The 25,320-nt window shown below is 62.6% G+C and carries 20 protein-coding genes; 6 read left to right on the top strand and 14 right to left on the bottom strand.

Translation table 11 applies throughout. From position 1 onward, the window contains the following. Nucleotides 1-7: 7 nt before the first annotated feature. From AC07WT_RS08000 to pdhA, 3 genes are read right to left on the bottom strand one after another with little or no spacing between them, the layout of a single operon-like run. Nucleotides 8-1,147, bottom strand: coding sequence for a dihydrolipoamide acetyltransferase family protein (locus AC07WT_RS08000; RefSeq protein ID WP_494946656.1), 1,140 nt, complete (start codon nt 1,145-1,147; stop codon nt 8-10). A gap of 4 nt (nt 1,148-1,151) precedes the next feature. Next, on the bottom strand, nt 1,152-2,132 hold the full coding sequence (locus tag AC07WT_RS07995; protein WP_494946655.1) for an alpha-ketoacid dehydrogenase subunit beta: 981 nt from the start codon (nt 2,130-2,132) through the stop codon (nt 1,152-1,154). Then, nucleotides 2,125-3,213 carry a pyruvate dehydrogenase (acetyl-transferring) E1 component subunit alpha gene (pdhA, locus tag AC07WT_RS07990; protein ID WP_494946654.1) on the bottom strand — a complete coding sequence of 363 codons (1,089 nt, stop codon included), beginning with the start codon at nt 3,211-3,213 and terminating at the stop codon, nt 2,125-2,127. Before pdhA ends, AC07WT_RS07995 begins: the two co-directional genes overlap by 8 nt. 340 nt (nt 3,214-3,553) lie before the next feature. Here pdhA and AC07WT_RS07985 point away from each other — a divergent pair, with 340 nt between their 5' ends. The 3 genes from AC07WT_RS07985 to AC07WT_RS07975 are packed head-to-tail and all read left to right on the top strand — an operon-like array spanning nt 3,554 to nt 5,836. Further along, the gene (locus AC07WT_RS07985; RefSeq protein WP_494946653.1) at nt 3,554-4,156 is read left to right on the top strand and encodes a DUF1326 domain-containing protein; all 603 of its coding nucleotides are present in this window, start codon (nt 3,554-3,556) and stop codon (nt 4,154-4,156) included. Then, complete coding sequence (locus tag AC07WT_RS07980) at nt 4,153-4,968, top strand: DUF2182 domain-containing protein (protein WP_494946652.1); 816 nt, start codon at nt 4,153-4,155, stop codon at nt 4,966-4,968. The genes AC07WT_RS07985 and AC07WT_RS07980 overlap by 4 nt, the downstream gene beginning before the upstream one ends. After that, on the top strand, nt 4,961-5,836 hold the full coding sequence (locus AC07WT_RS07975) for a DMT family transporter (protein ID WP_494946651.1): 876 nt from the start codon (nt 4,961-4,963) through the stop codon (nt 5,834-5,836). Before AC07WT_RS07980 ends, AC07WT_RS07975 begins: the two co-directional genes overlap by 8 nt. 27 nt (nt 5,837-5,863) lie before the next feature. On the opposite strand, the gene AC07WT_RS07970 is transcribed toward AC07WT_RS07975, so the two are convergent. The 3 genes from AC07WT_RS07970 to AC07WT_RS07960 all read right to left on the bottom strand — a co-directional run bounded on the left by AC07WT_RS07970 (nt 5,864) and on the right by AC07WT_RS07960 (nt 11,486). Continuing rightward, the gene (locus AC07WT_RS07970; RefSeq protein WP_492590269.1) at nt 5,864-7,183 is read right to left on the bottom strand and encodes an Nramp family divalent metal transporter; all 1,320 of its coding nucleotides are present in this window, start codon (nt 7,181-7,183) and stop codon (nt 5,864-5,866) included. Between the two features lie 263 nt (nt 7,184-7,446). Then, entirely contained in the window at nt 7,447-9,870 is a 2,424-nt protein-coding gene (locus tag AC07WT_RS07965; RefSeq protein ID WP_494948398.1) for a hypothetical protein, read from the bottom strand. Nucleotides 9,871-9,926: 56 nt separating this feature from the next. Next, nucleotides 9,927-11,486 (bottom strand): SLC13 family permease, encoded by a 1,560-nt coding sequence (locus AC07WT_RS07960; protein ID WP_494946650.1) that lies wholly within the window; start codon nt 11,484-11,486, stop codon nt 9,927-9,929. A 187-nt stretch (nt 11,487-11,673) separates the two neighbouring features. On the opposite strand from AC07WT_RS07960, the gene AC07WT_RS07955 reads away from it, so the two are divergent. Continuing rightward, a complete protein-coding gene (locus AC07WT_RS07955; protein ID WP_494946649.1) occupies nt 11,674-12,423 on the top strand; it encodes a GntR family transcriptional regulator in 750 nt (249 codons plus the stop codon). Between the two features lie 47 nt (nt 12,424-12,470). On the opposite strand, the gene AC07WT_RS07950 is transcribed toward AC07WT_RS07955, so the two are convergent. The 6 genes from AC07WT_RS07950 to AC07WT_RS07925 all read right to left on the bottom strand — a co-directional run bounded on the left by AC07WT_RS07950 (nt 12,471) and on the right by AC07WT_RS07925 (nt 19,705). Then, a complete protein-coding gene (locus tag AC07WT_RS07950) occupies nt 12,471-13,406 on the bottom strand; it encodes an ABC transporter substrate-binding protein (protein ID WP_494946648.1) in 936 nt (311 codons plus the stop codon). Between the two features lie 21 nt (nt 13,407-13,427). Then, on the bottom strand, nt 13,428-15,251 hold the full coding sequence (locus tag AC07WT_RS07945; RefSeq protein ID WP_494946647.1) for an amino acid ABC transporter permease/ATP-binding protein: 1,824 nt from the start codon (nt 15,249-15,251) through the stop codon (nt 13,428-13,430). A gap of 238 nt (nt 15,252-15,489) precedes the next feature. Then, the gene (locus AC07WT_RS07940) at nt 15,490-16,812 is read right to left on the bottom strand and encodes an LLM class flavin-dependent oxidoreductase (RefSeq protein ID WP_494946646.1); all 1,323 of its coding nucleotides are present in this window, start codon (nt 16,810-16,812) and stop codon (nt 15,490-15,492) included. 156 nt (nt 16,813-16,968) lie between these two features. After that, a complete protein-coding gene (locus AC07WT_RS07935) occupies nt 16,969-17,910 on the bottom strand; it encodes an ABC transporter substrate-binding protein (RefSeq protein WP_494948397.1) in 942 nt (313 codons plus the stop codon). 32 nt (nt 17,911-17,942) lie between these two features. Further along, nucleotides 17,943-18,494, bottom strand: a complete 552-nt coding sequence (locus tag AC07WT_RS07930) for a GNAT family N-acetyltransferase (RefSeq protein ID WP_494946645.1) — start codon at nt 18,492-18,494, stop codon at nt 17,943-17,945. Between the two features lie 185 nt (nt 18,495-18,679). After that, nucleotides 18,680-19,705, bottom strand: coding sequence for a succinylglutamate desuccinylase/aspartoacylase family protein (locus AC07WT_RS07925; RefSeq protein WP_494946644.1), 1,026 nt, complete (start codon nt 19,703-19,705; stop codon nt 18,680-18,682). A gap of 317 nt (nt 19,706-20,022) precedes the next feature. Between AC07WT_RS07925 and AC07WT_RS07920 the strand changes: the two genes are divergently transcribed. Then, complete coding sequence (locus AC07WT_RS07920) at nt 20,023-21,075, top strand: MsnO8 family LLM class oxidoreductase (RefSeq protein WP_494946643.1); 1,053 nt, start codon at nt 20,023-20,025, stop codon at nt 21,073-21,075. A gap of 571 nt (nt 21,076-21,646) precedes the next feature. Then, nucleotides 21,647-23,566, top strand: a complete 1,920-nt coding sequence (locus AC07WT_RS07915; protein ID WP_494946642.1) for an NHL repeat-containing protein — start codon at nt 21,647-21,649, stop codon at nt 23,564-23,566. Between the two features lie 203 nt (nt 23,567-23,769). Here AC07WT_RS07915 and AC07WT_RS07910 read toward each other — a convergent pair whose 3' ends face one another. Beyond that, a complete protein-coding gene (locus AC07WT_RS07910) occupies nt 23,770-23,937 on the bottom strand; it encodes a hypothetical protein (protein WP_211610459.1) in 168 nt (55 codons plus the stop codon). Nucleotides 23,938-23,987: 50 nt separating this feature from the next. After that, nucleotides 23,988-25,154 (bottom strand): DUF4382 domain-containing protein, encoded by a 1,167-nt coding sequence (locus AC07WT_RS07905; protein WP_494946641.1) that lies wholly within the window; start codon nt 25,152-25,154, stop codon nt 23,988-23,990. Between the last annotated feature and the right edge of the window lie 166 nt (nt 25,155-25,320).

The following is a 25,320-nucleotide window of genomic DNA, read 5'->3' as shown; positions in this document are numbered from 1 at the left end:
GGCACGGCTACTGCGCCATCTGCAGATCCGCCATCGTCGCGGCAAGAAAACGCGCCGCCTCACCGCCCGTGACGACCCGATGGTCGAATGTCAGACTCAGCGGCAAGATCCGGTGCACGGCGGGAACTCCGGCTGCCGCCACGACCTGCTCGTGAATACGCCCGGCTCCGAGAATCGCGACGGTGGGCGGCACCACCACGGGAGCCGCATATTTACCGGCGATCATGCCGAAATTCGACAGCGTGATCGTATTGCCGCGCAGTTCTTCCGGCGGAATCTTGCGGGCCCGGATGTCGGCACGCATCCGGTCGAGCCCGGCGCGCAGATCCGCTGGGTCGCGCAGCGCGACGTTGCGCAACACCGGGACGAACAGGCCGTCCGGCAGATCGACGGCGATGCCGAGATCGATCTTCTCCAGCACGTGGCGCCGTCCCGTATGTCCGTCGAACCATGCGTTGAGCCCCGGTTCGGCGCGGCATCCGGCCACCAGCGCGCGGATCAGCCTGATCGTGACATCGGTATGCGGCGGCCACGCATGAATGTCGGCGTCGTCGATGACGGTTGCCGCCGCCACTTCGCTCCGCGCGCGTGCCATGTTCTGCGCCATCGCGCGCCGCACGCCGCGCAGCACTTCGGGCGGCCCGAGTTCGGCGAGGATCTTCGCGACACGCTGCACGTCTGCCGCCGTGATCACACCCTCCGGCCCCGACGGCGTCACCATCGCCAGATCGACATCCAGCTTGCGCGCGAGCGCCCGCGCCGCCGGGATCGCCTTGATCACGGCGACACCCGCGCCGATGCCTGCGCCGATACCCGCGCCGATACCGCCGCCAGGCTCCGCCGGCGCTTCCCGCACAACATGCTGGCCGACCTCCATATGACCGACCACGGTGCCGGCATCGGCTTCGTCGCCCTCTCCTTCGAATGCGACGAGCGGCGCGCCCAGATGCACGACGTCGCCCGGCTGGCCGAACAGCTTCGCGATGCGGCCGGATTGCGGCGACGGAATCTCGACGATCGCTTTCGCCGTTTCGACCGACAGCAGCGGCTGATCCGCGCGAATGTCGTCACCGCTCTTGACGTGCCACTCGACGATCTCCGCTTCTTGCAAGCCTTCGCCGAGATCAGGCAGTTTGAAGACTTTCATGGCTTCACGACGCCTCCAGAGTCTGCCTGACCGCGGCAACGATGCGCTCCGTGCCTGGCATATATTGATTCTCGAGCCTGTACAGCGGCACCACCACGTCATATCCGGTGACGCGCTGCACCGGCGCGAGCAGCGAATACAGTCCGCGTTCGGCGATGCCGGCGGCAATCTCCGCGCCCACCCCTCCGGTGCGCGAGCCCTCGTGCACGATCACGCAGCGCCCGGTTTTCGCCACCGACGCGAGAATCGTGTTCATGTCGAGCGGCTTGAGCGTCGCCACGTCGATCACCTCGGCCATCACGCCTTCCTGCGCGAGCACATCGGCTGCGGCCTGCACGTCCTGCAATGCGCCCCCCCAACTCACCAGGGTGACGTCCGACCCATCGCGCAACGTAAAGCAGGTGTCGAGCGGCAACGCCTCGCCGTTATCCTCCACCGGCTGCCTGAAGAGCCGGTACAGCCGTGTCGGCTCGAAGAAGATCACCGGGTCCGGGTCGCGGATCGACGCGAGCAGCAAGCCGTACGCGCGTGCTGGCGATGACGGCGTCACGACACGCAGTCCGGGTATATGGGTGAACAACGCTTCAGGGCTTTCGGAGTGATGCTCCGGTGCGTGAATACCTGCGCCGCACGGCGCACGGATCACAAGCGGGCACGCCAGCCGTCCGCGGGTTCGATGCCGCAGACGCGACGCATGATTCAGAATGTGGTCGATGGCCGGATAGATGAAGCCGCTGAACTGGATCTCCACGACCGGCTTCAGGTCCATCGCCGCCATGCCGATCGCGGCGCCGGCGATCGCGGTTTCGGCCAAAGGCGTATCGATCACCCGCTGCGCGCCGAATCGGGCCTGTAAGCCGACCGTCGCGCGGAACACGCCGCCGTTCACGCCGATATCCTCGCCGAGCAGCACGACGGTCGGGTCGTGCGCCAGTTCATAGGCGAGCGCCTGATTGAGCGCTTCGACCATGTTGAGGTCAGCCATGGCGGTTCCCCGCAGGAGGCGCGAATCGCTGTGCCATCGCCAGTTGCTCACGCATCGCCAGCGGCAAGGCTTCATACAGGTGATCGAACATGGCGGATGGGTCCGGCGGCAGTATCGCCAGATACGCGTCGACGGCCTGCTCGACCTGCGCAAGACACGCGCGGCCGAGCTGCTCGTCCTGCGCCTTGTCCCAGACGTTCATACGCATCAGGTAAGTACGCAACCGCAGCAACGGTTCGAATTCCCATTGCTTGCTGAGGACCTCGGAGTCGCGATAGCGCGTCGCGTCGTCGGCTGTCGTGTGATCGCCAAGGCGATAGCTGAGCGCTTCGATCAGCGTCGGGCCATCGCCGCGGCGAGCTTTGGCGAGAGCCGCGTGGACCACCTGATGCACCGCGATCACGTCGTTGCCGTCGACCTGCAGCCCGTCGATTCCCGCAGCGATCGCTTTTTGCGCGAGCGTTTGCGCAGCGCTCTGCCGGCTGCGCGGCACCGAGATCGCCCATTGATTGTTATTGATCACGAGGACCAGCGGCGCCTGCCAGACGCCGGCCATGTTCATGGCCTCGTAGAAGTCGCCTTTGGACGTGCCGCCGTCGCCGAATATCGCCACCGCGACGCGCGGCTCCTGACGCAACATGAACGCGTAAGCCGCGCCGGCGGCATGGCATACCTGCGTGCCGATCGGCACACAGTTCGGGAAATCGTAGCGCGGCCCGCTGAAGTCGCTGCCGCGTTCGTCGCCGCCCCAATACAGCAGGCTTTCCGTCATCGTGACGCCGCGCAGCAATTGCGCGGCGTGATCGCGATAGGAAGGAAACAGCACGTCGTCGGACTGCATCGCGCTGGCGACGCCGACGCCAATCGCCTCCTGTCCGAGCGACGACGCGAAGGTGCCGAGCTTGCCGGTACGCTGCAGTGCGACCGCCTTCGTGTCGAACGCGCGTGTCAGCATCATCGCGCGATAGAGCGGAATCAGCGCCGCCGGGTCCCGCGCAAACGCAGGCAACGGCTGAACAGGCTCGCCGCCGGGGCCGAGGTATTGCGTGTAGCCGATATGAAAACTGGCAGCCGTGGTCATGACCGCTCTCCATGTTCATTCAGATATCGTATACGCGGCGGAGTTCGCACGCACGAGCGCTACCGCACAAACACCGCTGCGCTCGCGCATTCAAACCGGGCCGAAGGCCCGATTGTCGCGATGCACCACAAGAGACGCGGCCTAACGTCTGACATAAGGAACCCGCTCAGACGTGTCCCGCTTGATAGATGGGCGAGATTAACTATGCTTCCAATAATGATTGCCCGACTGTGACCTGCCGCGCAGAAAAACCCTATCGTTTCTGGGAAATTGACGTGTTCACCGTCGCCGTGAACCACGGTGACAGGTCGGTGTTCACGTATCTTCAACGGAGGTCCGTATGAGCTATCACCTGGAAGGTCGTCTGCTCGAGGTTTGTAACTGCAAGGTCCTATGTCCCTGCTGGATCGGCGAGGACCCTGACAACGGCACCTGCGACACCATCGTCGCGTGGCACGTAGACAAGGGAACGATCGACGGTGTCGATGTGGCCGGCAATACCATCGCAGCCGTGGCTCATATACCCGGCAACATCCTGCAAGGCAACTGGACTGCCGCGATCTACATCGACGATCAGGCCTCCAAGGCGCAGGAAGAAGCACTGCTGAAGGTGTACACCGGGCAGGCCGGCGGACCCGTCGCCGAACTCGCCAAGCTCATCGGCCAGGTCGTCTCGGTGGAGCGGGCGCCGATTCGCTTCACGGTAGTCGCAGGCAAGGGCGAACTCGAGATCGGCACGAACTACTACGCCGAACTCGAGCCCTATCTCGGCGCGACCGGCGGCCAGACGACCCTCTCCGACACCGTGTTCTCGACGGTGCCGGGGGCTCCAGTGTTTGTCGGCAAGGCCCCGAGCTATCGATCCAAAAACGCCGCCCTCGGCATCGACCTCGACATCAAGAACCACAACGCCCTGCAGAGCATCTTCGTCTTTGACGCATGAGCCCGACGCCAGCCGCGTTGCCGCCCAGCGCGTCGCGCCACTATCGCGTGTTCGTGCCGGTCCTGGCCGTGCTGATCGCGCTCGCGTGGCTGACATTGTGGGCATGGGCGCGCAGCCCGTACGGACGCTATCTCGAGCACGGTGACTGGACAGCGTCAGGACCGGCGGCGTTTCTGTGCCGTGTCGTTCCCGCCGGCAATGTGATCGTGCCCGTGGTGCTCTACGCGACCGCATGGATACTCATGACGGCGGCCATGATGCTGCCCACCACCTTGCCGTTGTTCAATATCTTCGACCGGTTGACGGCCCAGCGCCCGGATCATGGGCGCCTCCTCATGCTGCTCGTCCTCGGTTACATGACGGTGTGGGGCGCCTTCGGGCTCCTCGCGCATGCACTTCAAAGTACGGTGCTGTTCCTGCTCGCCAGCGCACCCACATTGGCCTGGCATGGCTGGCTGATCGGCGCCGCGACCATTGCGTTGGCCGGTGCATTTCAGTTCAGCAGCCTCAAGTACCAGTGCCTGGAAAAGTGCCGCACGCCCTTGAGTTTCGTTATCGAGCGCTGGCGTGGGCATGCGCAAGCCCGGCATGCGTTCGCGCTTGGCGTGCAGCACGGCCTGTTCTGCGTCGGGTGCTGCTGGGCGCTGATGCTGCTGATGTTCGCACTCGGCACCGGCAGCCTCGGCTGGATGCTCCTGCTTGCGGCCGTGATGGCGATCGAAAAGAACGTTCGCTGGGGCCGGCGTCTCGGCAAGCCGCTCGGTGTTGCGCTGCTGTCCTGGGCAATCGTGCTGGTGGCGACCCATGCATGAAGCGCGCAGCGGCTTGCCCACCTTGCAGACGATCGTCCTCACCGGGGCGGCGATGCTCGCCTTCGCGGGCAATTCACTGTTGTGCCGGCTCGCATTGCTGCAACGAGGCATCGATCCGGCCAGCTTCGCCAGCATCAGGCTGATTTCCGGAGCGATTGCGCTCGCCGTCATCGTGCGCTTCCGGTCGGAACGATCCTTGCCCCGCCATGCCGACTGGCGCGCTGCAGCGATGCTGTTCGCGTATGTCGCGTTCTTCTCCTTCGCCTATCTCACCTTGCCCGCGGGCACAGGCGCATTGATTCTGTTCGGCGCGGTTCAATTGACGATGTTAAGCGGCGGTTTGCGCTCAGGCGAGATGTTCGGATCCGTTGCATGGCTGGGTCTCGCTCTGGCTGTCGCGGGGCTCGTCTACCTGGTGTCGCCGGGTGTCGCTGCGCCTGCGCCATTCGGTGCCGCGCTGATGGCGATCGCCGGCGTGGCGTGGGGCGTGTACTCGCTGCGCGGCCGCGCCGTCGCCGATCCGCTAGCCGCCACGGCAGGCAACTTCGCACGGGCGGCGCCGCTCGCCCTCGTACTGAGCCTGCTTTTCGTCGCCAACGCTCATGCGAACGTGGCCGGCGTCGGCATGGCTATTGCCTCCGGTGCACTCACGTCCGGCATCGGGTATGTCATCTGGTATGCCGCGCTCGGCAAGCTTTCCGCCATGCGAGCCGCCACCGTACAGTTGTCGGTGCCGCTGCTCGCTGCATTTGGCGGCGTGGCGTTCCTGTCGGAAGCGATCACAGCGCGGCTGGCTGCCGCCTCCGCGGCGATCCTCGGCGGCATTGCGATGGTGCTGTTCAGCAGGTCGCACAGGCCGCGCCCGTAGCGTCCTGCTTCGGACGCACGGCCGGTCTCAGCGTGGCAGGCCGGGAATGTCGACGCCGAACGTTTGCAGCACGAGCACGACGTTGAACGCTAAAACAATAAGTGCCGCCAGCATCGCAACCACCGCGATGGACGGGCGATTCGTGTATGCGCCCATCACATCCCTGTGGCAAGTGAACCAGAGCAACGCTGCCATCGGCAGCGGCAACGCAAGACTCAACACAACCTGACTGATGACAAGCGCCTGGGTCGCATTGACCCCAAGCGCCACCACGACGAAACTCGGCACCATCGTGACGACCCGGCGCAACCATAGCGGAATTCGAAAACCGACGAACCCTTGCATGATCATCTGACCCGCCATCGTGCCGACAACGGAACTGGATACGCCCGAAGCGATCAGGGACAACAGAAAGATGCCTGCCGCCCCAATGCCTAATAGCGGCGCCAGCGTGTGATAGGCCGTTTCGATCTCCGCAACCTCCGGATACCCATGGTGAAATGCGCCAGCGGCCATGATGACCATCGCCATATTGATGAGGCCGGCAATGGTCAGCGCGATGACGACTTCGATATTCGAGAATTTCAGCAACGTTGCCCGCTCGCGCTCCGTCCTGGCGGGCGCTCGCCTTTGCGTCAGCCCCGAATGCAGGAAGAGCGCGTGCGGCATCACGGTCGCGCCCACGATACCGACGGAAATCGTCAGCGCATCCGCGTCGGGCAATTGAGGGGAAAAGGTATGGACGAATACACCCGGCCACGCAACCGGGGTAATGAATAGCTCGGCAAGGTAGGACAGGCCGATGATGCCTACGAGTGCGCCAATCGCCAGTTCAAGGGGACGAAAACCCGCGCTCTCGAACAATAGCAGGCCGTAGGTCACCACCGCCGTGACCATCATGCCGGTGAGCAACGGCATGTGAAACAGTAACGACAGCCCGATAGCACCGCCGAGAAATTCGGCCAGGTCGGTTGCCATGGCGGCGATTTCGCTTACGCCCCACATCAGCAGCACGACAGGTTTGGGGAAACGTTCGCGGCACAATTCCGCAAGGTTGCGCCCTGTGGCGATGCCGAGTTTCGCGGATAGCGCCTGAAACAGCATCGCCACGAGGTTTGCGAACAGCACCACCCACAGCAGCGCGTAACCGTATCGGGCGCCCGCCTGAATGTTCGTCGCAAAGTTGCCCGGATCCATATAGGCAACGGAGACGACTATGGCCGGTCCAGCAAACGGCAACAGCATCAGCGCGCCACGGCGGCGACCTTCCAATACCTCTCTCGCCGCAAGCGTGGTGCGCTCGGTACTCGTTGCAGGTCTGGCTGCCTTACGAACGCGATCGTCCAAGCTCGTCGCTCCTTGCTCACGCCAATGACAGAAGTGCCCGATTTACCACGCAGGCGTGACAATCAGGCCATCGCGAGGCCATCGCGCCTCGGCTTGCATCGAGGACATTTTGCAACAGCGGAGTCACCGCTGTGCCCACCTCGGTCATAAGAAGAAATGTACCGCAGAGTGTGATTGTCCACCCTAATGCGAACTTGCGCAGGCGCTCGAAGGCCAGTTCCAGCGATTGAGCGCGGCATCCGGATTCGACGTCGTGACAAGGTTCACTCCGGCGCGCCCGTCGAGGACCCGAACGTGATGAACTGCGCCGACGTCCACACCTTGCTGTCATCCCGCTGCCGCCCGAACAGATACACGGGCCGGAAACCGAACGGCGCGTTCAGCGGTGCAATCTCCAGCGTGCCCGACAGATCCTGCGGCAACGGCTTTTCGGTCAGGCGCTCGGCGGCGACGAACAGTTCCGTCCCCCCCAGTTCATGTCTTGCAGTCCCCTGCGCGAGCAGCTCCGCGCCGCTGATCTCCCAGCGAAACGTCGGCGCATGCGCGAACGGATTGCCCTGTAGCGGATCGCCAACTTTCACGAAACTGTCGATAGTCCCTTCGATCACGATCCGCGCGTTCGCCAGATTGCCGACGTCGATTTCGACGCTGTCGGCATCGCCATACGTATCGCTGCGAAATTCGATGTCGGTCGTGCCGGTGCGCCAGGCGGCTTCCTCGATGTGCTCGAAGCCCGCCGAGCCGAAGTTGTGGATCGTCCCGTTGAGAATGCGGACCCGGCCACGCCACGATGCCCATCGGTAGCGGTCGCGAATACGCGCGCCGCCCCAGCGGATACGGATCAGCCGATCCGAATAACCCAGTTCTTCATGCAGGTCGCGCTCCCAGATCAGGCCCGAGTGGTCGAACGCCGCAATGTATTCCCAGCCGGCGCGCCCGAGCAGACGGTAGTCGAGCGTAGCCGGGCCGCGATGCGCAAATGCATCGCCCTGCCGGTGTTCGCCGCAGCGAACCAGCGCGGCGCTATGCTCGCCGGTGGTCGCCCATGTGTGGCGTGCCCGCAGCGCGCGGCCCACCGCTTTCCGGTCGAGTGTGTCGGACAGCACGCCGGTCAGGCCGCCGTGCACGCCGAACACCTGCACGCCGGGCGCGCCGCCGCCCGGCCTGCCGCGATGTTCGTCGCCGCTCGCCGCGACGCCCAACTGGTAGCCTCGCGCAATCACGTCGCGGTAAAGCCAGTCGAAGTGTCCCCACGTCGACGCGATTTCGACCAGCCGTTCCAGTTCCGGATGATGCCAGTCGGGGATGTAGCGTCGTCCGCCCACGTGCGGCATCACGAGGTGCTGCTCGGCATCGTCGACATAAGCGTCCCACAGTTCCTCGACCGGCCAGCGGCCCAGTTCGACCGCGGAGCCCTTCATGTCCTCGTTCCACACCAGCGTGCGGTTATGTTCGCCGCGTGCGTTATAGGGGAAGCCCGGCGGCTCGTCGCCGAGAAAGACGACGTTGTGATCGCCGCCGGCCGTCGAACTGCCGCACCATTCCTGAACCGGGTAGACGACGAAGCGTCCCGCCTCGTTGAATGCTTCGACCGTGTCGACGCCGAGCTGCCAGTTCGCATCCGTGATCTGGAAGTCGTTCGCGGTGTAACCGAGCACGTCGATACCGCCGATGTCGCGAGCGTACGCCGCGTTGTATGCCGGGCTGTTCGTGCCGACCGTATCGTGAGCGTGAACGTGCAGGTCGGCGTACAGCGAGCGGGCAACCGGCAAACCCGGGTCGATGGTCAGCAAGACTTCGGCCGCGCGCACGCCGTGCAGCGCAGGCGCAGTTGCCACGATGCGCAGCGTGCCTTCGGTGGAGGTCGGCAGGTCATCCAGCGCGCAGGTAGCCCAGCCCTCTTCTGGCAGCCGCAGTTCGCGGCGATGGACCAACTGATCGCGATCGTCATAGGCGCACACTTCGATCGCCCCACCGGCATCGCGGCATGCATTGCCCCAGCGGTCCTGCAACGAGACGCGAAACGTCGCCGGTTCCGACGGCCGCACGAACCGCGGACCGTTCAGCAGCACCTGCGACGGCGCGCCCGCATGAATATCGATCACGACATCGCCGGGCACCGCCACGAAGCGCGACGTACCGAGCGGGTCGACATAGAACCTGAAGCGGAACTGATCCTCGACGAAGGTCTGCACGCGCGTGCCCGGTCCGCGGCGCCGGTCGCCAAGCCGGATGACGATGTGGTCGCCCGCGTTCAGATAGCCGTCCGCGACGTCGACGATCACCGCTTTCTGGAACGGCCGCTCATGTCCCTTCTGGTCGAAGCGTACGTTCAGCGCCTGGACCGTCGCCGGACTCTGGCCCGGCGCGAGCGGCGCCGCATGATATTCCGCGCTGATGAAGTTCGCGGCGCCCGGGTCGCTCGTCTGGAACAACGCCCAGTCGGAATAGAACTTGAACGTCGCCTTGAGCCACGCGCCGTCCGCAATGCCGGATGCGCCGACTTCATAGTCGAGCACGATCTCGCTCCAGCTGCCCGCCTCCAGACGCGTCACGTTGCAGCTCACACGCCCGGCGAACGGCAGGGCCTTGTGACGCTCATACAATCCGGCCGGTGCGACGTGCGTCCCCAGTCGCTCGCGCAACGCGGCGCCCTTCGCTTCGATTCCCTGTGCGCTGTCATTCATCGCCATGCTTTCCTGAAAGTGAAATTCGTGAGATCCGGTACGCAGCAGGATGCCGGTCAGTGCGTGAACGGCCACGGCGCGGCCGGATTCCAGACCGGCACGCCTAGCCACGCATACCAGGGCGCCATCACGCAGATACCGTAGACAATCGCGATCAGCACCGACACCACACCGACCTTCGCGTAATCCGCCGTCGTGAACGCGCCGCTGCTGTAGGCGATGACGCCCGCGGTGATTTGCGTCGGCAGCAAATAAGCAAAGCTGTCGGTGTCGCTGATCAGCAGCGTGAACGCGACCGGATGCAGACCGAGCCGCGGCGCCAAAGCCAATGCGACTGGCGCGATCATCGTCACGGCAGCGACGTTCGACAGCATGCCGATCCGGATCACGTGCGTACCGACCATCACGATCGCCAGCACGGCCCACCAGACATAACCATGCGCGAGCGCGTAGATGTGATCCGCTGCCCACTGCGCGAGCCCCGAACCGCTGATCGCCGCAGACAGCGACAACGCGCCGCCCAGCAGAAACAGCGTGCCCCAGATGGTCCGCTCCTGAACCTCTTTCCAGCCGAAGCGCAGCACGCCCGGCGCGAACATCAGCGCGAGCCCGATCAACGCGACGATTTCCGACGGCAAGCCGTGCAGCGATTCGGTTGCCCACATCAATGCGACAAACGCGAACACGGCGAGCACCGCGTAGTCGTGCCCGCCTGCGGGCGGCAGCTTGCGCCGCTCCGCGACGATCGACTGACGGCCCCCGGGAATCGCGACCGCACGCGATTTGAAATAGTGCTGCACCCAGAACTGGGTCAGCACGAACATGCCGAGATACGGCCATTGCAGCTTGAACCACGTGAAATACGACAGCCGCAGCCCAAGCTGTTTCTCCAGCAGACCGGACACGACCATGTTCGGCAGATGCGCGGTGAGAATGCACATGCCGCTGATCATCGAGCCATAAACGAGCGTCTGGATCACGATCGCCTTCTTCGCCTCACGTTCGCGCGCGCTGCTGCCGAACAGGCCGACGATGCCGTTGGTCACCGGCAACAGTGTGGCGGCGCGCGCGTTGGCGGCCGGCACGACGAGCGACATCACGAAGTTGACCGCGAACATCGCCCAGATCACACCGTTCGCGGTGCGTGCCCTGAAGCGCTCGAGCAGCAGCAGCGCGATGCGGCGATCGAGACCGGCGGCCTGCATGATCGCGGAGAACAGGAACGCGACGAGGCAAAGAAACACCACCGGCGCGGCAAACCCGCTCGCGGCCTTTGGAAACGGCGTGACCGCATGCGACAGCACCAGCAGCATCGGCACGAGAATGCCGCTCACGCCGACTGGAATCGCTTCGACGACCCACACGATCGCCACCCATGCGACGACCGCCAGCGTTGCCTTGCCCTGCGCGGTCAGGCCCTGTGGTGTCGGCAGCCACCATGCAATCGCGAAGAAGCACAGCCACGCGGCGATGAATCCCACGCGGGCTTTCAACGGAGTCCGCGGGATGCGCCTCGCGTCCGATGCGCGCGGCTCCCGCGAATCCGCAGCGGTGCCGAAAGAGGCACGCCAGCCTTCCCTTTCCAGCGGCGGATTGCCTGCTGTTTTGTTCGTCACTTCCCAACTCCCCATCGTTCGGATCTAATGCGACGGTCGCTTGCCGCCCTGGAGTTGGCATAATACGTATTAATACAAGTTATCGATCTAACAGGATTTCACATCGATATCGTGATTTGTGGGAAAGGAACGGTCGCCCGCCGTGGCTGCCGTCCCGGACACACCGCCTTGAGGACGCACTACCCCTATGACACTGGTTCGCGAACACATCACATCGCTGTATGAACAGATCGCCAGCACGTTGCGCGGCGAGATCGAGCGCGGCCGTTATGAGCCTTCAGGGAAGCTGCCGTCGGAGGCCGAGTTGAGCGAGCGCTTTTCGGTGAGCCGCGTGACCGTGCGCCTCGCGATCGGCAAGCTCGCCGACGAAAAGCTGGTGGAGCGCAAACAGGGCAAAGGAACCTTTGCAACCGGCAAGCGCCTCCAGCATCGGCTCGACGTATTGCGCGGCTTTTACGATTCGCTCGCGCGCCAGGGTGCCGCCCCGCATATGGAGTTGCGGCGGATGGAAGAATGCAGCGTGCCGCCGGGCCTGCAGGACGTGTTCGGCGCGGATGTCGAAACGTGTGTGTATCTGGAGAGGTTGCATTCCGTCGACGGCGAGCCGGTCGCGCTGGCGCAAACCTGCCTGTTGCCGGAAGCACGGGCTATCTCACACGAGCAGGCCGCCGGCATGCCGTCTTACGAGATGCTTGACGCGCTGCTGCGGTGGCAGATCGAGCGCGCCGATATGTCGATCACTGCGGTCGCCGCATCCGCCGAAACCGCACGCGTGCTGGGCGTATCGAAACATGCGCCGCTGATGGTGATGAAGCGGACGTCGTATCTCACCGACGGGCGCGCGTGTGAATCGACGGTTTTCCACATTCGTCCGGAGCGCTACGAATTCACCGTCAGCAGCGCGATGAACGCGACGCTCACCTATGGTGCCCGCTAGAACCAACCGGCGCCGCAGGGACAAAACGGAAGATCATTGCAGCGGGTTCAGAATTTTGGCAAGCCCGGCGGGTTGCTTTCGGCACGGTTCAGCGCCTCAGCCTGAATCCCCCAGCGCGCGAGCGAGCGCGTGTAAGTGCCATTGGCGATCACGCCATTGGTCGCCAGCGTCAGCCCATCGACGAGTCCGCTGCCTTTGCGTGTTGCGATCGCAACGTCCGCTCTCGCGGGCCAGCCCGCATTCACGGTTCCTACCTGGCGAATCGCGCCGGTTCGCGCGGCGTCGTAGGCAAGCGGCGCATTGGGATCGAACTCGACGTCCGCACGACCGGAGAGCAGCGCAACGCGACTTGCCGCGTCGTCGTCGAAATACTGAACCTCGACAGGTTTGAGACCTTTCGCGACGTTCTGCCGGTTCCATTCGAGGATGATCTTTTCCTGAATCGTCCCCGAACCGGTGATCACGCGCAGGCCCGCAATGTCTTTCGGCTCCGCGATGCGGCGTATCGGGCTGGCGGAGCGCACATAGAAACCATGCAAACCCTGACGGTACGTGGTGAAGTCGAACTTCTCCTTGCGCTGTTCCGTTACGCCGACGTTCGAGATGACTGCGTCGTATTTCCCCGAACTCAAACCCAATGGCCAGTCGACCCATGCAATAGGCACGATGTCGAGCTTGAGCCCCAACGCGTCGGCGATCAGTTGCGCATAGTCCGCATCCGAACCGATGACGGTTCGCGCATCCGTCGCATAGGTTGCAGTGGGCGGGCCATGCGGCGAGATGGCGACCGTCAGGAATCCTTCCCTGACGAAGCGGTAGCGATTCGCGATCGCCGCGATCGCCTGCTCGTTTTTCCCGGTACGAATGCGTCCCGGCTGCTGCGGACTGAGATCGACGCTGGCCTGCGCGGCATGGGCACCACCACTGATCGTCGCCAGCCCGGCCGTGATGCCGGTAATAACGAATGTTCGCCTGTTGATCATTGCGTTGCGAAGATGGAGTTGTCAGAGCACGCGCGACAGAAATTCGCGCGTGCGGGAATGTTGGGGTGCGTTCAGCACGTTCGCCGGCGGACCGACTTCGATCACCCGGCCGCGATCCATGAATACGATGGTGTCGGCCACTTCCCGCGCAAAGCCGATCTCATGCGTGACGATCACCATCGTGGTACCCGAGCGCGCAAGCTCCTTGATGACGTCGAGCACTTCATTCACCAGCTCGGGATCGAGAGCGGATGTCGGTTCGTCGAACAGCAGCACCTTCGGCCTCAACGCCAATGCGCGAGCAATCGCGACCCGCTGCTGCTGGCCGCCCGACAATTGTCGCGGCCACGCATCCGCCTTATTCGCCAGCCCGACGCGCGCAAGCAGACCACGCGCAAGCTGCTCCGCTTCCTTGCGCGGCAGCCGGCCAAGCGCGACGGGCGCCTCGACGATGTTCTGCAGCACGCTCAGATGCGGGAAAAGATTGAAGTTCTGAAACACCATGCCGACATCCACGCGACGCCGTAGCACGTCCTTCTCCTTCAGTTCGTACAACGTCATGCCTTCGCGGCGATATCCGATCAGTTCACCGTCGATATCGATAAAGCCGTCGTCGACCCGTTCGAGGTGATTGATCGTGCGCAACAACGTCGACTTGCCCGAGCCGGATTGACCGAGGATTACGGTCACACTGCCGGGGCGCATGGTGAGCGAGACGTTGTCGAGCACCTTTAGTGTGCCGAAACTCTTCGACACCTTCTGAATGACGACCTCGCCGCCTTTGCGCTGATCGGCCCACAGATTCGCATCGCTGTCGACCGTCGACTCAGCCGGCGCGGCGGCGAATCGAGGATCGCCGGACGATGCGATTTCATCCCGGCGCCAGAGCCGACGCCGCACAAACCCGGGAAGCGCTTTGACGAAATCGTCGAATACGGTCGGCGTTGTGCTGCGCGTGGCCCCGCGCGAGAAATGGCGTTCGACATACACCTGGATCGCTGAAAGCACCGTGAGAATGATCAGATACCACACGGTCGCCACCATCAGCAGCGGGATGACCTCAAGATTGCGCCGATAGATGATCTGCACCGTATAGAACAGTTCGGGCATGGCCAGCACGTAGACCATTGCGGAACCCTTCGCCAGTGCGATGAGATCGTTGAACGCGGTCGGCACAATGGCCCGCATTGCCTGCGGCAGCACGATGCGCCGCGCCTGGCGAAGCCGCGGCAGTCCCAGCGCAGCGGCTGCTTCGAGCTGCCCCTGATCGACGGACAGAATGCCGCCTCGAATCACTTCCGCCGAAAAAGCTGCGTGATGGAGCGTCAGACCGAGAACGGCCGCGCAGAAAGGACTGATGACTTCGGTGGTCGGCCAGTTGGCAAACGTGATGCCGGTAAAGGGAATGCCGATGCTGACGGTTTCGTACAGATAGCCGAGGTTGTTCAGGATCAGCAGCAGCACGATGAGCGGAATCGAGCGGAACAACCACACAAAGACCCACGCGCTGCCTGCCAGAAGCGGGGAACGCGAGCCCCTTGCCAGCGCGATCAGCATGCCGAGCGCGAAGCCGCTCGATGCGCCGAGCGCCGTCAGCAGCAGTGTCCTTCCCAGCCCCGACAGCACCGGTTCCGACAGAAACCATTCGGCAAAAACGCCCCAGCCCCAGCGCGGGTTGGCCAGCACGGAGTCGAGCACGAGCGCGATCAGGATCGCCGCGACGACAGCGCCGGCCGTACGCGCGCGATGCTTCGCGGGCACGACGTGATATCGGCTCCGATCTCGTTGCAATTCTCCTTGCCCGGAACCCGGCGCCTGTACGGCGATTTCAGCGGTTTCGTTCATCGTTCGCACCGTGTCCGTTTCGTGTCTGTTTCATATGCGCTTTGTGTCCGCTTTGTGTCCGCTTTGTGTCCGCTTTGTGTCCGCTTTGTGTCCGCTTTGTGTCCGCTTTGTGTCCGCTTTGTGTCCGCTTTGTGTCCGCTTTGTGTCCGCTTTGTGTCCGCTTTGTGTCCGCTTTGTGCCCGCTTTGTGCCCGCTTTGTGCCCGCTTTGTGCCCGCTTTGTGCCCGCTTTGTGCCCGTTTATGCAGGCTCGGCGAGCGTGTAACGGCTTTCCTTGCGTGGCAGGCCAAGATGGTCGCGCAGCGTCGCACCCGCGAGCGTTGTCTCGTAACGGCCGCGCAGCAGCAACTCAGGAATCACGTAGCGGACAAAATCGTCGAGGCCCTGGGCCTGCACCGCGAAGCCAAGAATGAATCCGTCGGCGGCACCTGCGTCTATCCAGCGAATGAGTTCATCGGCCACGTGTTCCGCCGTACCGAGGAAATGTGTCTTCGGCGTCGCGACTTCGAGCGCGACCTCGCGTAAGGTTTGCCCCTTGTTGCGCGCATCGGCCTTGATGCGATCGGTCGTCGAGCGGAAGCTGTTCCTGCCGATATCGCCGAGTTCAGGGAACGGGGCATCGAGCGGGTACTGCGTAAAGTCGTGGTGATCGAAAAAGCGGCCCAGATAGGCGAGCGCTTCATCGATATTGAGCAGATCGCGAATTGCCCGGTACTTTGCTTCGGCTTCCTCATGCGTGGCGCCGACAATCGGACCGATACCGGGGAAGATCTTTACGTCATCGCGGCTGCGCCCATGCGCCTCGGCGCTGTCCTTGACATGCTGTGCGAACACCCGCGTCTCTTCGACCGATACCGAATGCGTGAACACCGCATCGGCGTATTTACCCGCCAATTCGATACCCGCATCCGACGAGCCAGCCTGGAATATCACCGGCTGCCCTTGCGGCGAACGCTGGATGTTGAGCGGACCCGCTACCTGAAAGAACTTGCCCTGGTGGTTCAGCGCATGCAGCTTGTCGCGATCGAAAAACACGCCACGCTCGCGGTCGCGCACGAATGCGTTGTCGTCCCAGCTGTCCCACAGCCCTTGTGTGACGCTCAGATACTCGTCCGCAATTTCATAGCGCAACGCGTGTTCCGGATGCGATCCACCGTAGTTCTTCGCGGTGCCTTCGAGCGGCGTCGTGACGACGTTCCAACCGGCGCGGCCGCCGCTGATCAGATCGAGCGATGCGAACTGACGTGCGACTGTGAACGGGTCGCTATATGAAGTTGAAACCGTACCCGCCAGACCGATCTTCGACGTAACGGTAGCGAGCGCCGACAGGATCGAAATGGGCTCGAAGCGGTTCAGGAAATGCGGGATCGATTTCTCGTTGATATAGAGACCGTCCGCGACGAATGCGAACGCAATGCCGTTGGCTTCCGCTTTTTGCGCCGTCCTGATCATGAAATCCAGATTGACGCTGGCATCCACGGGGCCGGCGGGATGTTTCCACGCATTCATGTGGCTGCCGGCACCTTGCAGCATGATGCCGAATGGGATGTGCTTCTTGCTCATGATGTCGTTCCCCAGACAGAAGGAAAAATTGAAGCGGGCTAGGCATTTGCGCTCGCGAGAAAACCGCCCGGCGCGCTCACTACTGCTCGGTTGCCGCGAATTACGCTGATGCGGTACGCCGAAGGCTGATGCGTCCCGATGCGTGCATACGGCGCGTCACGACTTCGGCAAACCCGGCGGATTGGTCGCCGCCCGCCCGATCGCCTCGGACTCGAGATGCCAGCGCGCGAGCACCGCGCGATACTGTCCGTTCTGGATGAGGTCGTTCAGCGCGATGGTGAGCGGATCGGCAAGACCGCTGCCCCTGCGGGACGTCACTGCAACCTCCGCCGTGCGCGGCCAGCCGCCGCTCAACGTGCCGACCTGGCGCGTCTTGCCTCGCCTCGCTGCATCGTAGGCAAGCACCGCGTTGACGCTGAAGATTGCGTCCGCCCGTCCCGACTGCAGCGCGACGGACCTCACCGCATCGTCGTCGTAGTACTGCACGGAAACGGGCTTGAGTCCACGCGCGACATTCTGCCGGTCCCACTCCAGCAGAATCTTTTCCTGATTGGTCCCGGCGTCGGTGATGATCCGCAGACCGGCGACGTCCTTCGGCTCCGTGATTTGCCTGATCGGACTGTCGGTTCTCACATAGAAGCCGAGCTGATCCTGCCGGTAGGTCGAGAAGTCGAACTTCGCCTTGCGCTCTTCCGTCACCGTGACGTTGGAAATCACCACGTCGACCTTGCCCGACGCGAGCGCCAGCGGCCAGTCCGGCCACGCGAGAATCACGACGTCGAGATGCTTGCCGAGACTGTCCGCTATCAGTTGCGCGAGATCCGGGTCGAATCCGACTACCGTCTTCGCATCGCTCGCATAGGTGCTGATCGGCGGATGACCAACGACGATGCCCACCGTCAACGCATTCTTCCCAACGAAGGCGAAGTTCGAGGGTACGGCCTTGATGGCGGCCGGGTCCTGCGTGCCGCGAATCCGGCTCTGTTGCGCCGGGCTCAGATCGAACCCCGGCGCCGCGGCGAGGGCTGGAGCGATGCCGGCCGTCAAGCCGGTCACGCCCGCCAATACAAGCGCTGCAAGATGCGCGCGCAATCTCATCGTCATTTGCTCCATGGGAATTGCAGGTGGGTTTATCGGCTTGCGAGGTCGGCTTCGTTGGCACGAAGATCGTCGAGGGTATCGATACGGCCAGGATCGAGGAGATCCTTTCCGTAGCGCAGATGAACATGCACCTCAGGCGGCAACGATGTGTCGAACAGGCTGGCGTAGCCGGCATTCGCGTACAACGCCCACGCTTCGGGTTGCCGGAAGCCTGTCGTCAGATAAACGCGGGTGTAGCCCTGAGCGAGCGCGCGCTGTTCGAGTTCATGCACGACGCGGCGCGCGAGACCCTGGCGGCGCACATCGTCGCGCGTCCAGACACGCTTGAGTTCGGCGGTGCGTGCGTCGTAGCGCTTGAACGCGCCGCCCCCGATCGCCTCGCCGTCCCGCACCAGCAGAATGAATGCGCCCTCAGGCGGCGCAAATGCCTCGGCCGGATAACGCGCGATTTCCTGCGCGGCCGACTCGCCGTTATCCTGGTGAAACGACGCATAACGCGTGGCGTACTCACGCTGTAACGCGCTCAACAAAGGTCCGGCGAGCGGATCGAGCGGAGTGGTATCGACAACACTAAAACTCATGATGATCGACCGGCTTACCGGCTTGTCTTCGGGAGTTCATACGATAGCGCGCAGTCGTTCGGCGACTAAACAAGCAATTGGTATATGAATATGGCGCCGCCGTGGCGAACGTTTTTCGTTATCTGTTCGACTGCTCGCGCATCTTTTTACGTTATCGGCGCATCGCATGCGTCAATGGAACGTCATCACCGCGCAAGCGCAGCGGAGAACGACGCGTCATCCTCGGCAAGATGAAACAGACAATCGCCTCTTCGGACCAGCGCGGGCACCCGTTTGCAGACCACTTCACCGTCACTGTCGAAATGGCGGATCACGGGTTCGCGCCATGGCGTATCGGGAAAATGAATTCGCGCAGCGGGTTGCCCCTGACTCACGCGTTCACCCAGTTCGACAAGCGGCTCATAGACGCCGCTGTCGTAGGCATAGACGTAATGGCGCGCGCCGGCAACCCGTCTGAAACGCGTGCTCGCAGGTGGCGATTCCGGCACGAGTGACCCATGCAGCAGGCCGACGTGGCCGAGAAAATGCAGCAGCCCTTGTCGCGCCTCACGAATCAACGCGGGGTTGACCGTTCCCGCACCGCCCAGTTCAGTCGTGATGGATAGCGCGCCTTGACGACGCGCCGCTGCCGCCGCGTGCACAGGATTCTCGCGATGAATGAAGGCGTTCGGCAAGCCGAATGCATTCAGCAAATCGACCAGCCGCGCTTTCTCGGCTTCGTCGCGCGGCTCGATCGCAAGCATGTTGCTGCCGTGATAAAGCAGTGAACTGCCGCCCGAATGCAGATCGATCAGATAGTCGGCACGCGCGAGCAGTTCGTGCTCGATGTAGTGCGCGATGATTTGCGTGGGCGACCCTCGCGGGTCGCCGGGAAACGCGCGGTTGAGGTTGCCATCGTCTATCGGAGACGTCCGTAGCCCCTGTTCCACCGCGGGCGCATTGGCAGCCGGCAGCACGATGATTTGCCCGGTCACATGGGTGGGATCGATCTCGCGCGCGAGTTGCGAGGCGAGAATTTGCCCTTCGAATTCGTCGCCGTGATTGCCTGCCATCAAGAGCACGACCGGCCCGCTTCCATTTCGTATCGAGACAACGGGTAGTGGCAGCCAGCCGTATGCGGAACGATGCACCGAGTGCGGAAGACGCAGATAGCCGCCGTGCCGGCCAGGCGCATCGAAGTCGATTTCGCTGACGATCGGATTCAGGCGCATATGTCAGGTCCTATGGCAGTGCCGGCAACTCGAGGTTGGACCGAGTTGCCGATAACCGAATCGAAAGGTCGAAAAGTCTTCGGTTATACGTGACTCACACGAAAATAGCGTTACCGGGTACGGCTCCCGAGTGTATCGATGTTGGCTCCACTAAACATCTGTTCGCGTAGCCGCGTTGAACAAATCTTTTTGTCTTTACTTATTCTTCTTGATTGTTTGACCTTGCCGTTCACGGCGAAATACTATCGTCGTACTAATCAGATATCGGCTCACCAGGCCGCGCGAGCCCGACACATGTCGTACTTCCAGAAATTCCAATGACCGCCTACGCCTTAAGCCTGCTGGACAAGAGCCCTATCGCACAAGGCGAGACACCGACCCAGGCACTGATGCGCAGTGTCGACCTGGCGCGTCACGCCGAAGCGTGGGGATACCGGCGCTATTGGCTGGCTGAGCACCACAACACGAGTCAGCTAGCCTGCCCTTCGCCTGAAATCCTGATCGCTTATCTCCTTGCGCGGACAAGTCGCATACGTATCGGTTCAGGCGGCGTGATGCTGCAGCATTACAGTCCGTACAAGGTCGCGGAAAATTTCAATCTGCTGGCCTCGCTCGCACCCGGGCGTGTCGACCTCGGCATCGGCAAGGCGCCTGGCGGCTTGCCGCTTTCGACGCGCGCGCTGCAATCGACGCACGACCACGCGCACAAACCGGATTTCGCGGCGCTCGCATTCGAGCTGGACCGCTATCTCGCCGAGAATCGCGAACACGGCGCTGTCGACGGTGAGGAACAGTTCGGTTCCGTTCTGCGGGCGACGCCGCTGCCGCCGTCGCCCGCACGCCCTTTCCTGCTCGGAGCGAGCATCGATAGCGCGGCGCTCGCGGCTCGTCTTGGCTGGGACTTCGTGTACGCGGCTCACATCAACGGCGCGCCGGACGAGATCGAGCGCGCTTTCAAGCGCTATCGCGTTGCATCGAACGGGCGCAAGCCACTGCTGGCCATCTCCGTGATCGCTGCAGAAACCACTGCCGAAGCAGCACGGCTCGCATCGGACACCCAGCGTTTTCGTGTGCAGGTCGGGGACCAACAGCCGGTGACGGTGGGCAGCATGGCCCAGGCCGAAGAGTTCGTTCGCCAGGCAGGCGGTGGCGCTCATCGCATCGAGGAGCGTGAGACGCACATCGTGCATGGCACGCCCGACGCTGTCCATGACGCGCTCGGTGAACTGCAACACCGTTATGGCGTCGATGAATTCATCGTCGACAACCCGGTGACGGACGCCGCGCAGCGCCTCGCCTCAGTGCGTTTGCTGGCACGCGGGCTCTTGCACGGCGAAGCGTCGTACGCCGCTGAAGCAACGCGCGACTGAACCGATCCCCGCGACTCAATGATGAAAGACACAGTCCGCATTGCCACTGCCGACGATGCACCAGCACTCCATCGTCTGCTTCGCGTCCGTATGAAGAAACCGGAATCTTCGGTTACGAAGTCCACATCGATAACCCATTAATTCGACTTTGCTAAGTCCTTCTGACGTCACTCAGATTCGTCGGCCGGAAACGTCTGATGATTAGGTAGGGCCGTCGTTTGCGCAGTACGCACCAGGTCGTCGTAGCACTGTTGCGGGCCTGACCGTGCCGCTCGATGCCGCACCCAGCCGTTGGGCGCTACCCGACATCCGCAAGCGGCATCCCCCTTACTGAACCGCCACCTCCTGTCGCCCGACTACTGCCAATCCCGCAAATTAGCCCGCAGTAACACCCCTGTTCAAGACAATGGCCGTTGCCGCGCAAGGCTATGCTTTCCCCGTAGTCACGCAGCCTTTGGTTGTCCGCACCACGCGGACATGGCCACCGGCATGCCCTCGCCCGCTTGTAAAGGGCGCACACGGGGCTATACGCGCCAGCGCGAGCTTATCCGGGGATAGAAGAGCATCAATCATGGTCATAAAACGAATCTGTGCGGCGTTCCTTGCTGCAGTCCTGATCGCCGCGATCGCGCCGGAATCTGAGGCGCAGTACACCACCGACTGGGTGGCGAACACCTTTGGGACCAACACCACCCGCGTGGGCAGCGTCGCGCGTTCCATGTGGATAGCGCCCGAGGGAGTCATCTATACGGCTTCCATGTGGGACGAAAACGAGGGCGGTGTCGCGATATACCAGAACGGTCAAAGCATGGGGTCCATAGGGGGGCACGGCGAGTTTCAGGGCAGCGCCATTACGGGTAATGCAACTTCCATCTTCGCCGCCTTGCAATACAACACCACTTACGGCAGTGGAGCGGTAGGCCGATATAACCGCGCGAGTCAAACGCGCGACCTTGTCATCCCAGTCAGCGCGACAACGACCGAGCAGCGGGCTGATGTCATCACCGGACTCGCGACATCGGGCTCACTCTTTTATGCAAGCGACCTTCCTGGAAATCGCGTCCGGGTCTACACCACCGCCGGTGTCTGGCAGCAAGATATCAACGTCTCAGGCCCTGGCGCGCTCGCCGTCGACGGCGCCGGCAATATCTGGGTTGCTCAGAAGAGCGCGGGTACGATCCTCGAATTCAATCCGGCCGGCGCGCCACTTAACGCCATCCAGATGTCCGTTGCCTCCCGACCGTCCGCACTGTATTTCGACGCGGCGACGGGGCGTCTCATGATCGGCGACGAGGGGCCTGACATGAACATCAAGATCTACGACGTCTCGCGCACGCCTGTTTTGATCGGCACGTTTGGCATTCAGGGCGGATATCTCGACACCACGGCTGGAATAAAAGGCCAGGTCGGCGACAAGCGGTTCACCCGCGTCGCCGGCATCGGCAAAGACTCCGCCGGCAATCTGTATGTGCTCAACAATCCATGGGGCGGAACCTGGGACCTCGGCCGCGACGGCGGTACGGACATTCACTCCTACGGTCCCTCCGGCAACCTGCAATGGAAGCTTCAGTCCCTCAACTTCGAAGCGATCGGCGCTCCGGATCCAGGTACAGACGGCGCCTGGTTCTACGGCGGCACCAACATCTACACCGGCGCCGCTGGAGGAACCTTCGTCGCGAACACCGTCGATCCAATCGACTATCCGTCCGATCCAAGAATCAACGTCAACGATCCTGGACGCGGTGAGCACTTCGGTCAACTCGCCACCATCGGCGCAAACCGGATTCTCGTGGCGGCCGGCCAGAATCCCGACATCTTCTACCTCTTCCACTTCAACGCTGCGAATGGCTACGTCGCCATACCGGACGCCTCGATTCCAGGCACGGCGTTCAATACGACTGCGAGGATCAGGGATGGATTCTGCCTCGACAGCAAGGGAGACATCTGGGCCGGCCTGGACAAGACGAACGCCATCTGGCACTACCCGCTGGTCAGCTTTGATGCCAACGGCAAGCCGACATGGGGAGCAGGAATTTCAACTCCCATTCCGGGCACGATCACGCCATTAACGCGGATCATCTACCTGCCGGAAAGCGACACCATGATCCTGGCACAGGGCATTGCCGGGAGCACAGACTGGACGGCCATCGGAACGAGGGTCGAGGTGTATCACGGCTGGCTCACAGGCAACACCGCCGCTCCCAATCCGGTGATCAACCTCACCAGCGCCAATCCCAAGTCGATCACGGCAACGGGCAACTATCTCTTCGTCGGATACGTGCACACGGTGCCCAACATCGACGCCTTCAATCTCAACACCGGCAACCTGGACATCACGCTGACCAACAATAGCTCCGGGACCGTCTATGTTGGCTATGACGTGGATTCGATGTACGGCCTTAGATCGTACCGAAGGTCGACCGGAGAGTACGTGGTGACGAAGGACGACTACAACGGCTCCAGCATCGTTGTTTATCATTGGACTCCCTGATCGTCCGGAACCGTGGCTGCGCGCCGACACGCAAACGAGCCGTAAGAGTCTTCACGCGGCTCACACAGATCATGCGCGTTCACACTCGCATGCGCGGGTGAATGCGAAGCTTCACCGCAGTCAGCACGTCGCAATCAGCCATTCGACCTGATGGAACACAGAGGGCGCCCGCAGGCGCCCTCGTTGATCCATCTTTCTTCTCGTCAGCAGTTACCCTTCTTCGCCTGTCCTGGCGGACAGAAGCCGTTGCCCGGACCACCCTGGGGCCCGCCTTGCGGCACGACAACCACGCCCGGCGAATCAGGCACATACAGCGCACAGCCGCCCAACAGGGCGGCACCCGCCATCAGGAGACAGAAGATTTTTTTCATGGGGTTCCCCGAGGAAGGGCTTACGCCCTTCCTTCATTACGTGATGATCGTTAGAAACTGAAGTTGACGTTGGCTTGATCGCTTGTCGATACATTGACTGCGGACGACTGAGTCGCCCCGCTCGCGCTATCGGCCTCTGCGATGTACTGTCCAGCGACGCTCGCGACCGGGGTCAGCGCGACCGGCAGGCTCCCCGAATAAGTGCCGGTCAGTGGTGCGGCGGCTGGCAGGTTCAACGCGTAGGCGCCGCTATCCAGATTGGCGTTCGCGCTGGTGATTTCGTAGTTGAGGCCGCTAATCGATTGCAGTGCCCGTACGATGGCTTGCGCGCTAACCGGCAGAACTGTCCCGCTTGCGACGTGCATGACGGAGGCCGGCAGCACGATCGGTGCCGACGACGTGGCCACGACCGTCGATGTATTCACAACGACCGGCACGGAGCGCACGATACCCGTTGCAACGTTATTCTGGACGATGACGACATCATAGTTGCCGTTGGTTGAACTCTGCTCGAGCGGCGTTAGCACGAACTGTCCGTTGCTGTCGGCAACCGTGCCCTTGATGACGTGGCCGTTCTGCTCCGCATAAACGGCAGCCCCCGCTTCGGCCGGCGCGACGAAGCCGGAGATCGTGCCGCTCACGACCGTCGGCGTCGCGGTCACGACCGGCTTCAGACTGTACGAGCCGTTACCTTTCTGGACGATCGATTTGCACGCGTTGAAGTCGAGTACGAGATCGACCAGCGTGTTGGGTTGAACCGTGAACGGCCGGATGATCTTGTAGCCGCTTTGCGTGGCGCTTGGCGTGTCGAGCGGCTGCTCGCTGCCGCCGGTCGGAACAATCGAATTTGCCAGCGTGTTGCCCTGATTCTGCGCGAGCACCAGACGAACCTGCTGATACTGGCCGGCGGGCAATGCGGTTTGTCCAAGGTCGGCCAGCACGCCGTTGGTCAGCGACAGCAGATCGATCTTCTGCGGGCTCGACAATGCCACGTCAGTCCAGCCGCCGTCAGTGTCAGCAGCCTGCGCGTTCGTGTTGACACGAACCTTGCTGACCGTCACATAGACATGGTCGAAACCGCATGACGGGGAGTCTGTCATCTGGACATGGAGCGTGCCGGTGGCGGTGCTGCCGCCATCGCCACCTCCGCCTCCACATCCGGCAAGCACGAGTGGAAACGCCAGCACGCACGTCAGCGTCTTGAGTATCGTTTTCATGGGGAATCCTCCTTCATTGTTGTGTGCTGAAGGATACGGAAACGCCTTGTAAGCAGATCGAGCAAATTGCAACAGCCAGTAACTAGAATTTTTTACATTTTCTGTCATGCAGGGCGAAATTCCGCATGTCAGTTTGCACGTGATGCAGTATGGACTTCTGGGACGA

The sequence above is a fragment of the Paraburkholderia sp. GW821-FHT02A12 genome, assembly GCF_059422005.1.
Note: the sequence above shows the minus strand (reverse complement) of the source record. Positions and strands in the feature narration are given on the sequence as shown.

Coding starts and splice junctions, on each gene's coding strand:
- AC07WT_RS08000 (WP_494946656.1), bottom strand. CDS start 1,147: ATGAAAGTCTTCAAACTGCCTGATCTCGGCGAAGGCTTGCAAGAAGCG.
- AC07WT_RS07995 (WP_494946655.1), bottom strand. CDS start 2,132: ATGGCTGACCTCAACATGGTCGAAGCGCTCAATCAGGCGCTCGCCTAT.
- pdhA (WP_494946654.1), bottom strand. CDS start 3,213: ATGACCACGGCTGCCAGTTTTCATATCGGCTACACGCAATACCTCGGC.
- AC07WT_RS07985 (WP_494946653.1), top strand. CDS start 3,554: ATGAGCTATCACCTGGAAGGTCGTCTGCTCGAGGTTTGTAACTGCAAG.
- AC07WT_RS07980 (WP_494946652.1), top strand. CDS start 4,153: ATGAGCCCGACGCCAGCCGCGTTGCCGCCCAGCGCGTCGCGCCACTAT.
- AC07WT_RS07975 (WP_494946651.1), top strand. CDS start 4,961: ATGCATGAAGCGCGCAGCGGCTTGCCCACCTTGCAGACGATCGTCCTC.
- AC07WT_RS07965 (WP_494948398.1), bottom strand. CDS start 9,870: ATGAATGACAGCGCACAGGGAATCGAAGCGAAGGGCGCCGCGTTGCGC.
- AC07WT_RS07955 (WP_494946649.1), top strand. CDS start 11,674: ATGACACTGGTTCGCGAACACATCACATCGCTGTATGAACAGATCGCC.
- AC07WT_RS07950 (WP_494946648.1), bottom strand. CDS start 13,406: ATGATCAACAGGCGAACATTCGTTATTACCGGCATCACGGCCGGGCTG.
- AC07WT_RS07945 (WP_494946647.1), bottom strand. CDS start 15,251: ATGAACGAAACCGCTGAAATCGCCGTACAGGCGCCGGGTTCCGGGCAA.
- AC07WT_RS07940 (WP_494946646.1), bottom strand. CDS start 16,812: ATGAGCAAGAAGCACATCCCATTCGGCATCATGCTGCAAGGTGCCGGC.
- AC07WT_RS07935 (WP_494948397.1), bottom strand. CDS start 17,910: ATGAGATTGCGCGCGCATCTTGCAGCGCTTGTATTGGCGGGCGTGACC.
- AC07WT_RS07930 (WP_494946645.1), bottom strand. CDS start 18,494: ATGAGTTTTAGTGTTGTCGATACCACTCCGCTCGATCCGCTCGCCGGA.
- AC07WT_RS07925 (WP_494946644.1), bottom strand. CDS start 19,705: ATGCGCCTGAATCCGATCGTCAGCGAAATCGACTTCGATGCGCCTGGC.
- AC07WT_RS07920 (WP_494946643.1), top strand. CDS start 20,023: ATGACCGCCTACGCCTTAAGCCTGCTGGACAAGAGCCCTATCGCACAA.
- AC07WT_RS07915 (WP_494946642.1), top strand. CDS start 21,647: ATGGTCATAAAACGAATCTGTGCGGCGTTCCTTGCTGCAGTCCTGATC.
- AC07WT_RS07910 (WP_211610459.1), bottom strand. CDS start 23,937: ATGAAAAAAATCTTCTGTCTCCTGATGGCGGGTGCCGCCCTGTTGGGC.
- AC07WT_RS07905 (WP_494946641.1), bottom strand. CDS start 25,154: ATGAAAACGATACTCAAGACGCTGACGTGCGTGCTGGCGTTTCCACTC.